The 9,285-nt window shown below is 54.0% G+C and carries 8 protein-coding genes; 5 read left to right on the forward strand and 3 right to left on the reverse strand.

Going from position 1 to position 9,285, the window contains the following annotated elements:
* A partial coding sequence (locus tag RW092_RS06130; protein WP_316009782.1) for a carbohydrate ABC transporter permease occupies positions 1 to 736 on the reverse strand: 736 nt, incomplete at its 3' end.
* Between the two features lie 73 nt (positions 737 to 809).
* Positions 810 to 2,135 carry an ABC transporter substrate-binding protein gene (locus RW092_RS06135; RefSeq protein WP_016314296.1) on the reverse strand — a complete coding sequence of 442 codons (1,326 nt, stop codon included), beginning with the start codon at positions 2,133 to 2,135 and terminating at the stop codon, positions 810 to 812.
* 205 nt (positions 2,136 to 2,340) lie between these two features.
* Here RW092_RS06135 and RW092_RS06140 point away from each other — a divergent pair, with 205 nt between their 5' ends.
* From RW092_RS06140 to RW092_RS06150, 3 genes are read left to right on the forward strand one after another with little or no spacing between them, the layout of a single operon-like run.
* On the forward strand, positions 2,341 to 2,907 hold the full coding sequence (locus RW092_RS06140) for a hypothetical protein (RefSeq protein ID WP_316009783.1): 567 nt from the start codon (positions 2,341 to 2,343) through the stop codon (positions 2,905 to 2,907).
* 9 nt (positions 2,908 to 2,916) lie between these two features.
* Complete coding sequence (locus RW092_RS06145; protein WP_316009784.1) at positions 2,917 to 4,098, forward strand: sensor histidine kinase; 1,182 nt, start codon at positions 2,917 to 2,919, stop codon at positions 4,096 to 4,098.
* Positions 4,099 to 4,114: 16 nt separating this feature from the next.
* Positions 4,115 to 5,644, forward strand: coding sequence for a response regulator transcription factor (locus RW092_RS06150; protein ID WP_316009785.1), 1,530 nt, complete (start codon positions 4,115 to 4,117; stop codon positions 5,642 to 5,644).
* Here the strand turns inward: RW092_RS06150 and RW092_RS06155 are convergent.
* A complete protein-coding gene (locus tag RW092_RS06155) occupies positions 5,599 to 6,639 on the reverse strand; it encodes an LLM class flavin-dependent oxidoreductase (protein ID WP_316009786.1) in 1,041 nt (346 codons plus the stop codon). The genes RW092_RS06150 and RW092_RS06155 overlap by 46 nt on opposite strands.
* A gap of 123 nt (positions 6,640 to 6,762) precedes the next feature.
* On the opposite strand from RW092_RS06155, the gene RW092_RS06160 reads away from it, so the two are divergent.
* Both RW092_RS06160 and RW092_RS06165 read left to right on the forward strand, forming a co-directional pair.
* On the forward strand, positions 6,763 to 8,361 hold the full coding sequence (locus RW092_RS06160; protein WP_316009787.1) for a glycoside hydrolase family 43 protein: 1,599 nt from the start codon (positions 6,763 to 6,765) through the stop codon (positions 8,359 to 8,361).
* Between the two features lie 16 nt (positions 8,362 to 8,377).
* Complete coding sequence (locus RW092_RS06165) at positions 8,378 to 9,109, forward strand: AAA family ATPase (protein WP_316009788.1); 732 nt, start codon at positions 8,378 to 8,380, stop codon at positions 9,107 to 9,109.
* Positions 9,110 to 9,285: the final 176 nt, after the last annotated feature.

The following is a 9,285-nucleotide window of genomic DNA, read 5'->3' on the forward strand; positions in this document are numbered from 1 at the left end:
GTGAAGCATTGCCCGGGCCCCCGCCGGTCAGGACGAAGACCTCCGAGAAGACCTTCAGCCCGCCGATGAGGGTGAGCATCAGGTTAATATTAATCGCTGGCAGCAGGAGCGGCAGCGTGATATTCGTGAACTTTTTCCAGGATCCGGCCCCGTCGATAGTTGCCGCTTCGTAGTACTCCTGGGAAATGGATTGCAATCCGGCCAAGTAAATCGCCATCTGAAAACCGGCATGCTGCCAAATCGAAATCACGGCGATAGTCCAAATAACGATATGCGGATTGGTGAGCCAAGCCTGGCTTAATGCGTGCAGCCCCACCGCATCGAACATCCGGTTGATCGCGCCTTCCGTGCGCAAGATTGGAGTAAACACGATCCCGATGACGAGGATACTCAGAATGGATGGGGAATAAAAAATTGCCCGCAGTAAATTCCGCGTCTTAAGTCGCATATTAAGAGCCACCGCCAAGACGATCCCGATCAGGTTCTTCCCGACCACGGTGACGACGGCGAAGATCAGGGTGTTTTTGAGCGCGAGAAGCAGTGTTTTATCGGAGAAGATCTTATGGAAGTTCTCCCATCCGATGAATTTAATCGTCAGGCGATCCAGCCGCCAATCGGTAAAGGAATAATAAAAGCCCGTAAACGCCGGGATGACAAAAAAGATCGTGTAAATGAGTAACGCCGGTAATACGAGATAATAGGAATATAGACTTTTGACTGATGCTTTTGATTTCATGTTCTCCACCCCACTATAGACTGGGGCAGCATAACCCCCGGACGGGACTTATGCTGCCTGCCATTCTTCCGATTTAGAAACCGGGGATTTCTTTATCTGCCATCAGTTGGCTGAACTTCTCGTCCCAAGCCTTCAGAACCTCTTCCGGGGTTAGGCCGCCTGCGAATTGGTCTTGGAGCAGCCGGTACAGCTCGCTGCGGTCAACCAGCATGTAGGCGTCGGTAGTCAAGACGGTTTTCTTCGGCGTGATGTAGTTATCGACGATTTCTTGCTTGTAGTCCGGCAATTCCGGCGTCGTAACGTCATTCAGGTTGGATACGTACCCTTTGGAGTCAACGATTTTCTGGGCGATTTCTTTCGAGCCTAAGAAGTTCAGGAACTCTTTGGCTTCCGCCAAGTGCTTCGCTTTCTTCGGAATGAACAGCTGGCCGCCCAGCGGGCTGGCACCCAGGCTGGCATCTTCCTCGGAAGGGATCGGGAAGACGCCGAGGCGCATGTTCGGATCCTGCTTCAGCACGCCTTCGATCAGCCAGTCTCCCATGAACATCATGGCGACTTCCTTGTTCAGGAATTTCCCCACCGCCATATCGTAGCTGTCACTCAGAACGTCGGCGTTGGTGTAGCCTTGCTTATACACGTCATACTGCTGCTGCAGGAACGTTTGGAATTCCGGGATGTCGGACCATTTTTTCTTATTGCTGTTCAGATCGTCGAAGAAGGTCGGATCGCTCTTGGCTACGAAGTTGGCAAACGCAGCGGCCGGCCAAATATTCGCGGCCCAGTTGTCCTTGTACGGCATAAATACTGGAGTGACTCCGCTGGCTTTGATCTTCTCGCAGACAGCCAGGAATTCTTCAAAGTTCTTAGGAATGGACAGACCCAGTTCGTCAAAGATGTCTTTGTTATAGACCACGCCTTGCATCCCGGTGTCTTGGCTGACATGGAAGCTGTAGATGTGCCCGTATGCGGACAGGACGTCTTTGTTCAAAATCCGGCTGGCCCAAGGCTCGTCATCCAGAATTTCAAAGTTGCGCTCCAGATTCAGGTCCGTGGTTGCGCTGGCCAGATTGTATTGAATGATGTCCGGCGTTTCTTCAACGGCCAACTTCGTCTGTAAGACGGTTGTCGTTTGCTCGGCTGGAATCAGCTGCAAATTGACTTTGATGTTCGTCTGCTTCTCAAATTCGTCGAGGATATCTTGTTGGATGAAGGCGGAGTCCTGCGAGCTTTTGGAGATCGCTAACTCAATGGTGACTTTGTCGCCTTTAGCGCCGCCGCTGTTATTGCCGTCTTGGGCTGTGTTGTTGGACTTGGCGCCTCCGGATCCGCAGGCTGCGAGCGATAAGGCCAGCAAACCGGCGATGACTGCGGTGGTTGTTCTCTTCAGTGCGTAATTCAAGGCAAATCCCCCTCTGTTTGATATGTCTTTGAATGCGTTTGCAACTTGATTATAGTTTTCAGTCTGTGTCAGGTACATGTCTGAGGGTGACAGATGAGGTGTAAAATTGTGAACTTGTAACCGTTGTCATGACGTGAAGCAAAGTGGTACAGTTAAACCATCCTAATGCAACATGGCCATAGCCAAAGGGGGCCAAGCCAACGTCATGAAACCTTTCTTCCTCCGCAGAAGTCAGCTGAGCTTGCAGAATAAAGTCTTTTTAACCTTTGTAGCTCTGCTTCTGTTTATATTGGGTTGCTTTATCGTCTACGTCAATCTGGTCGTCATCAAACCGTTGAAAGAGAAAACGGTGGAGGCCAAGCTGGCCGCAGTGACCAAGGTGAGCCAGCAGCTCGACGATTATGTGGACAGTCAAAACCAAATGTCGCAGCGGATTTTGTCCAGCAAGGATGTCTTTACGATTCTGGAGCGGGGTTATCAAACCGACGCTAACCTCGAACGGCTGAATCAAAGCCGCAGGCTGAAGGATCTGATGTTCCAGGCGATCGGCCCCAGAATGAATATTAAGGACATGGTGATTTACGATAAGGCCGGACGCAAAATCGTGTCCTATATTGGTTTACAAGGGGATGCGGCTTCGATCGAAGGTTATCTGAAAAAGAGTCTCATCGACGGAAGCTGGAGCGGCAGCGGTTATGTTCTGGAACGTCAGGGAGGGGCCGTTTCGTTTATTCGATCGATCAATAATCAGAACGGGACGGTATTCGGATAACTGAGCATCTTGTTGGATAATGCATACCTGCAAAGGATCACGCAAGGCGTGGGCAGCGGCCAGGTGTACATCCTGGATCAGAATGGCCAGCCGGTGGTTGGAGATATTCCGAAGGAACATGCCGAGTTGACAACGCCACATTCAGTTGACGGCGTCCATGTAGACGATCACGGGAACTATGTGGCTTACGCCAGGTCGGAAAGCACCGGGTGGACAACCTATCTAGTGACGCCGAAGCAAGACGTACTGGGACCCGTCAACTCGGTCAAGTATTTATCCATTTTGCTGATTACGGCGTTGATGCTGTTATCTTTTGTGTATATTTATTTTTCTTCGCGTAGTCTGCTGTTGCCGATCCGGAAGCTGCGCAGCCAGATTTGGCGGATCAGCTATAGCAATATGAATCTCAAATGGGACAACCCTACGCAAAATAACGATTTAATTCTATTAAACGAGGCTTTTCAGGATCTGATGGAACGGCTGCAAGCATCGATTGAACGGGAGAAAATCGCCCTGCATGAGGAGGTCAAGGCGCGCAACTCTGCGCTCCAGGCCCAAATTGCACCGCATTTCATCCATAACGTGCTGTATTTGATCAGCATCGCGGCCCAGGAGGGGAAGACCGACGTCGTCACCGATATGTGCAAGCATTTGTCGGACAGCTTACGCTACATCGTATCCTCTCCTTACGTTCACGTCACCTTAGCCGACGAACTCGAGCATACCCGGCACTACTTGTCGCTTGTTCAACAAAAATACGAAGACGATCTCGAATGGGAGATCCATGCGGACGAATCGGCGCGGAACGTGCAGTTGCCGCGGTTGGTGCTTCAGCCTTTCGTGGAGAACTGTATCGAGCATGCGTTCATTCACTGTGACCCTCCCTGGCGGATCGAGATTACGGTGAAGCAGTTCAACGGGCTGTGGGCTGTGGAGATTAAGGATAACGGAGACGGGTCCCCGCCCGGGAAGATCGATGAAATCATGGACAACCTGCGGAAGAGCGAAGCTGTTGCCGGAGAGGGGAACGAACGACCCGCCTCGATCGGCAACATGGGCATTGTGAACAGCGTCGGCCGACTGAAGTTAATGTACCAGAACCGGCTGTTCTTCAATCTGTTTAACCATGCAGATGGGGAAAAGGGCGCCACGGTCCAGATCATCGGATCGCTCACCAAGGACTTCTACTGAACGAGGAGGGCACAGCATGTACAACGTCATGATCGTGGAAGACAGCAAGCCGATCTTGCGCAATATACGAACGCTGCTAGGTTCCCTGGAGCTCCCGTTTCAGGTGACGGCAACAGCCGCCAACGGGGAGGAAGCGTTGGAGCTCATCCGGCAGCAGCCGGTAGACCTGGTGTTGACCGATATTCGCATGCCTAAGCTGGACGGCCTCGCGTTTATCGAAGAGGCGAAGCAGATCCGCCCGCAGTTGTTATTTATTTTGATCAGCGGATACAACGATTTCGAATACACGCGCAAGGCGATTAATTTGCAGGTATTTGACTATTTACTCAAGCCCGTCGAACGCAAGCAGTTGTTGGAAGTGATGGAACGGGCGCTGGAGCGTCTCCGCAGCCGGGTTCCCAGTGAAGCGGAGCTGTTTCAGGAGATTGTAGCTCCGGAGGTTTATGCGGATTTGCAGCTCGGGGATCAATTCCGCCATTACGGTAAGCTCTTGATCCTCATCCGGAGGCAGCCGTTTACCGGCAGGCGGGAGCTTTGGAACGCGGAGGAGCTTCAGCGCAGACTGGATGCTATGTTTGCTCCGCAGCTCTGCTGGGTGTTTCCGACGCAGGTGCCTGGTCAATTTCTTGCTATGGTGCAAAAAACGGCGGCGGACGCTTATTCCTCGGTGTATCAATGCCTGGAGTCCGTTCGCAAAACGCTGGAGGCGGCGGGGCTCGCGGCGACGATTGGCGGACAGCTGCAGTCCGGCGATCCGGATCGCCTGCCTGAACTGTACCACCGCATGTCAGGCATTTTGGACGAACGGCAGCCGGTTCACCAAGGCATCGTGGTAGATACGGAGATTCCCCAGACATTGGTTCAGCCGGAGGGTTCTGAGCTGGATCGGGCGACTGCCGCGGCCTTTACAGAGCTTATCGTGGGGCGGAGGAAGGAGCAGTTCTTGTTAAAGCTGAACGAGCAGCTGGCCAAATGGTCGAGCCACAACATTCGGTTTGCGGAGCTGGAACGATTTATTGCACTCTTGACCGATGCTTTCTCACAAGCGGGAGGCGACTCGGAGACCGGACATCGGCTGGAGCTCGAGACTTCTTCACGTCGTTTGCTTGATGCGGATTGTTTTGAGAGGTTTGGCGAGAACTTGTTGGAATGGACGAAGCAATCCTTCGAATGGCTGCAGGCGCAGAACCGAAAAAGCGGTGAGGAACTGTTTCGGCAGATTGAGGAATACGTCAGGCTCAATCTGTACTCGTATCTTTCGCTCGCCGATGTGGCGCAGAAATTTCACGTCAGCCCCTCGTATGTCAGCCGGGTCATGAGGAGGTATGCTCAAAGCACCTTCGTGCAATATTATACTGGCCTCAAAATCAAAGAGGCCTGCAGGCTGATTGCCTGCAAGCCGGAAATGCGAATTAAAGAGGTGTCTGATGCTTTGTCATTCAGCGATCAGCACTATTTCTCCAAAGTGTTTAAGGAGTACACGGGCTGCAGCCCTTCGGATTACAAGGAGCGCTGTCCTCCGAACAACCCGGACAACAGCTCGTAAGAGCGCAAGCGGGCCTTGTGGTCGTAGATCTGGGCAGCGACGATGATCTCGTCGGCTTCGGTCTCGGCCAGCAGGTGCTCCAGCCGGTTCCGCACCGTCTCGGGTGAGCCGATCGCCGAATAGCTGAGCTGGCGTTCGACCACCGCTTGCTCCTGCGGCGTCCAGTCGAGATGCTCCACTGGCGGGCTAAGCTGTGAGGTGCGCCGGCGGATCAAGTTCAAGAACTGCTGGTGCTGGGAGGTCGCCAAGCGACGAGCCTCCGCATCGGTATCGGCGACGATCACGTTCACGCCGATCATCGCATAAGGCTTCGCCAGTTCCGCCGACGGACGGAAGTGCGTGCGGTATAAATTGAGCGCCGGGAGCAAGTAATCCGGCGCGAAATGGCTGGCGAAGGCGAACGGCAGACCGAGCTGGGCGGACAGCTGCGCGCTGAAGCCGCTGGAGCCGAGCAGCCAGATCGGGATGTGTAAGCCTTCGCCGGGAATGGCGCGCACGCGCATCGAGGAACCGGAGACGGGCTGGAAATAATTCCGCAGCTCTGCGAGCCGCTCCGGAAAATCCTGCCCGTCACTGCCCGGCCCGCGGCGCAGCGCGTGCGAAGTCAGCGGGTCGGAGCCGGGCGCCCGCCCCAGACCGAGATCGATCCGCCCCGGGTATAGCGACTCCAGCGTGCCAAACTGCTCCGCGATGACGAGCGGCGCATGGTTTGGCAGCATGATACCGCCGGATCCAACGCGGATCTTCTTCGTACCGCCGGCGATGTGTCCGATCACGACGGAGGTCGCCGAGCTGGCAATGCCGGGCATGCCGTGATGCTCTGCGAGCCAATAGCGGTGATAGCCCCAGTTCTCGGCATGCTGGGCCAGGTCCAGCGAATTGCGCAGCGATTCGGCCGCCGTGCTGCCGGCGGTAATCGGCGCAAGGTCGAGAATCGAGACCGGAATATGGGATAAACGATGGGATGAATCGTTAGTCTTACTTGAATCAGGCATAAAATCTAGCCTCCTTAGGCAGGAATTGAGATACAAAAGCCTAATTTCTATTATAATCGAAATTTGAAGTGTTGAGCGAAAAAACAATAACCAATTCGATAACAGTTTTTATAGGAGGAACTTATGAGCGAACGTCCAATGATCACAAATCCGATTTTACGCGGCTTTAACCCTGATCCTTCAATCTTGCGAGTTGGGGATGACTACTACATCGCGACCTCTACCTTCGAATGGTTCCCGGGCGTGCAAATTCATCATTCCCGAGATCTCGTGCACTGGCAGCTGATCGGCCACCCGCTGACGAGGGTGTCGCAGCTAGATATGCTGGGCAACCCCGGCTCTTGCGGGATATGGGCCCCTTGCCTCAGCTATGATAACGGGCTGTTCTACCTGATTTACACTGATGTCAAAAGCCGCCACGGCGCGTTCAAGGATACGCCCAACTATCTCGTTACTGCTCCGGATATCCGCGGCCCTTGGTCGGATCCGATCTATCTGAACAGCAGCGGCTTCGACCCTTCGTTATTCCATGATGATGACGGGCGCAAGTGGCTGGTAAACATGCTGTGGGATTACCGGAAAGGGAAGAATCACTTTGCTGGCATCGTGCTTCAAGAATACGATCCGAAGCAACAGAAGCTGGTGGGACCGGTGAAAAATATTTTCCTAGGCACTGACCTTAGAGTAACCGAAGGCCCGCATTTGTATAAAAGAAATGGCTACTACTACCTGCTGACCGCGGAAGGCGGCACGCATTACGAACATGCGGTCACGATGGCCCGATCTCGAACGATTGACGGACCGTATGAAGTGGACCCCACCAATCCGATTCTCACCTCGGCGGGTAAACCGCATTTGGAGCTGCAAAAGGCGGGACATGCCTCGCTGGTCGAGACCCAGACAGGGGAATGGTACATGGTGCATCTGACCGGGCGGCCGACGAAGGACATCTATTGTACGCTTGGCAGGGAAACGGCGATCCAACGCGGGGTCTGGACCGAAGACGGTTGGTTCCGGTTGGAAACCGGTGGGAATGAGCCGCAAGTGAAGGTGCCTGCTCCCGCCTTGCCGCCGCACCCGTTTGAACCGGAGGCGGAACGGGACGATTTCGAGGCGGAGACGCTGGGGGTACATTGGAGCACGCTGCGTGTTCCAGCGACGGAGGATTGGCTGACATTGCGGGAACGTCCTGGCTTCCTGCGCTTGTATGGTCGCGAATCGATGAACTCGCTGTTCCGGCAGAGCCTGGTGGCGCGGCGGCAGCAATCGTTCCATTGCCTGGCGGAGACGGTGGTGGAGTTCGAGCCGGAGACGTTCCAGCAGATGGCGGGCCTGACCGTGTTCTACGACACGAACGATCATGTATATCTGCGGATCTCCCGAGATGAGACGAAGGGCAAGAGCCTGAATTTGATCCAGACCAAATACGGCGTTTACGACGAACTGCTGGCGGAAGATATCTCGATTGAAGGGGCTTCGCGTTGCTGGCTGCGGGTCGTAATCGAACGCGAGCTGGCAAGCTTCTACTACAGCCTGGACGGGGAGATCTGGCATGCAGTCGGCGAAGCCGTTGACGTAAGCCACATGTCCGACGATCCGGCGGAGAGATTGCGCTTCACCGGCACCTTTATTGGCGTCTGCGCCCAGGATCTAAGCGGGATGCGCAAGCCTGCCGATTTCGACTATTTTATTTATAAGGAGCTTGATTCATTCTCAAAATGAGAGGGGGTGTAAGAGGGTGTATTTACGAGAGATCACGCTGCTTAAAGAGAAGATGCCCTCCTTCCACGCATACCCTTTCTCGCTCCCGTTAGTTCGAAAGATGAACAAGCTGTATCTCCGCCGTCCAGTTACCTTTTTTGTTGGGGAGAACGGTTCGGGTAAATCCACGTTGCTGGAGGGGATTGCCTACCAATGCGGGTTTAATCCGGCTGGCGGTGGGAGAAACAACGTCTACGAGGTAGATCGATCTGAATCTGCGCTTGGAGACTACCTTCGTCTCTCCTGGAACCCGAAAGTCACGAATGGCTTCTTTTTGCGGGCGGAGTCGTTTTATTCGTTTGCCTCGCATATCGATGATGTCGCAGCAACACGGGCTTACGGCGGGGTGTCCTTGCACAGCCAATCGCATGGCGAGTCGTTCCTCAGCTTGTTCAAGTATCGATTTGGCAGCCGGGGCATTTATCTGCTGGACGAACCGGAGGCGGCCCTGTCTCCGGCCCGGCAGTTGTCCTTGCTGCGGATCATCCACGACCTATCGGATCGTGCCCAGTTCATTATCGCCACGCATTCACCGATTCTGATGGGGTATCCGGACGCGGACATCTTAACGTTCGATGGCGATCAATTGGAGCAGATACGTTACGAGGATACGGATCACTACCAAATTACGCGCCGTTTCCTCGAAAACCGGAACAGTGTCCTTCGCACGTTGTTTGAGGATGAAGACGAGGGCGAAGACATCTCCTAGCGTAGCAGTTAGGGCGCAACAGCGAACTAGCGGTCTAACGCTTGCCAGAAACGCTATTGGGCCGAAAACGGGGGCGATGAGAATCTAACGCTTATGAGAGAGCTTATTTGCCGGTTTGGGCCACTAGCCTTGCATCTAAAGTGACATGGTATTCAATTAATTGTTAATCTTGGTTG

Origin of the sequence: Paenibacillus sp. 3LSP, assembly GCF_032465655.1 — a bacterium.
Classification (GTDB): Bacteria; Bacillota; Bacilli; order Paenibacillales; family Paenibacillaceae; genus Fontibacillus; species Fontibacillus barengoltzii.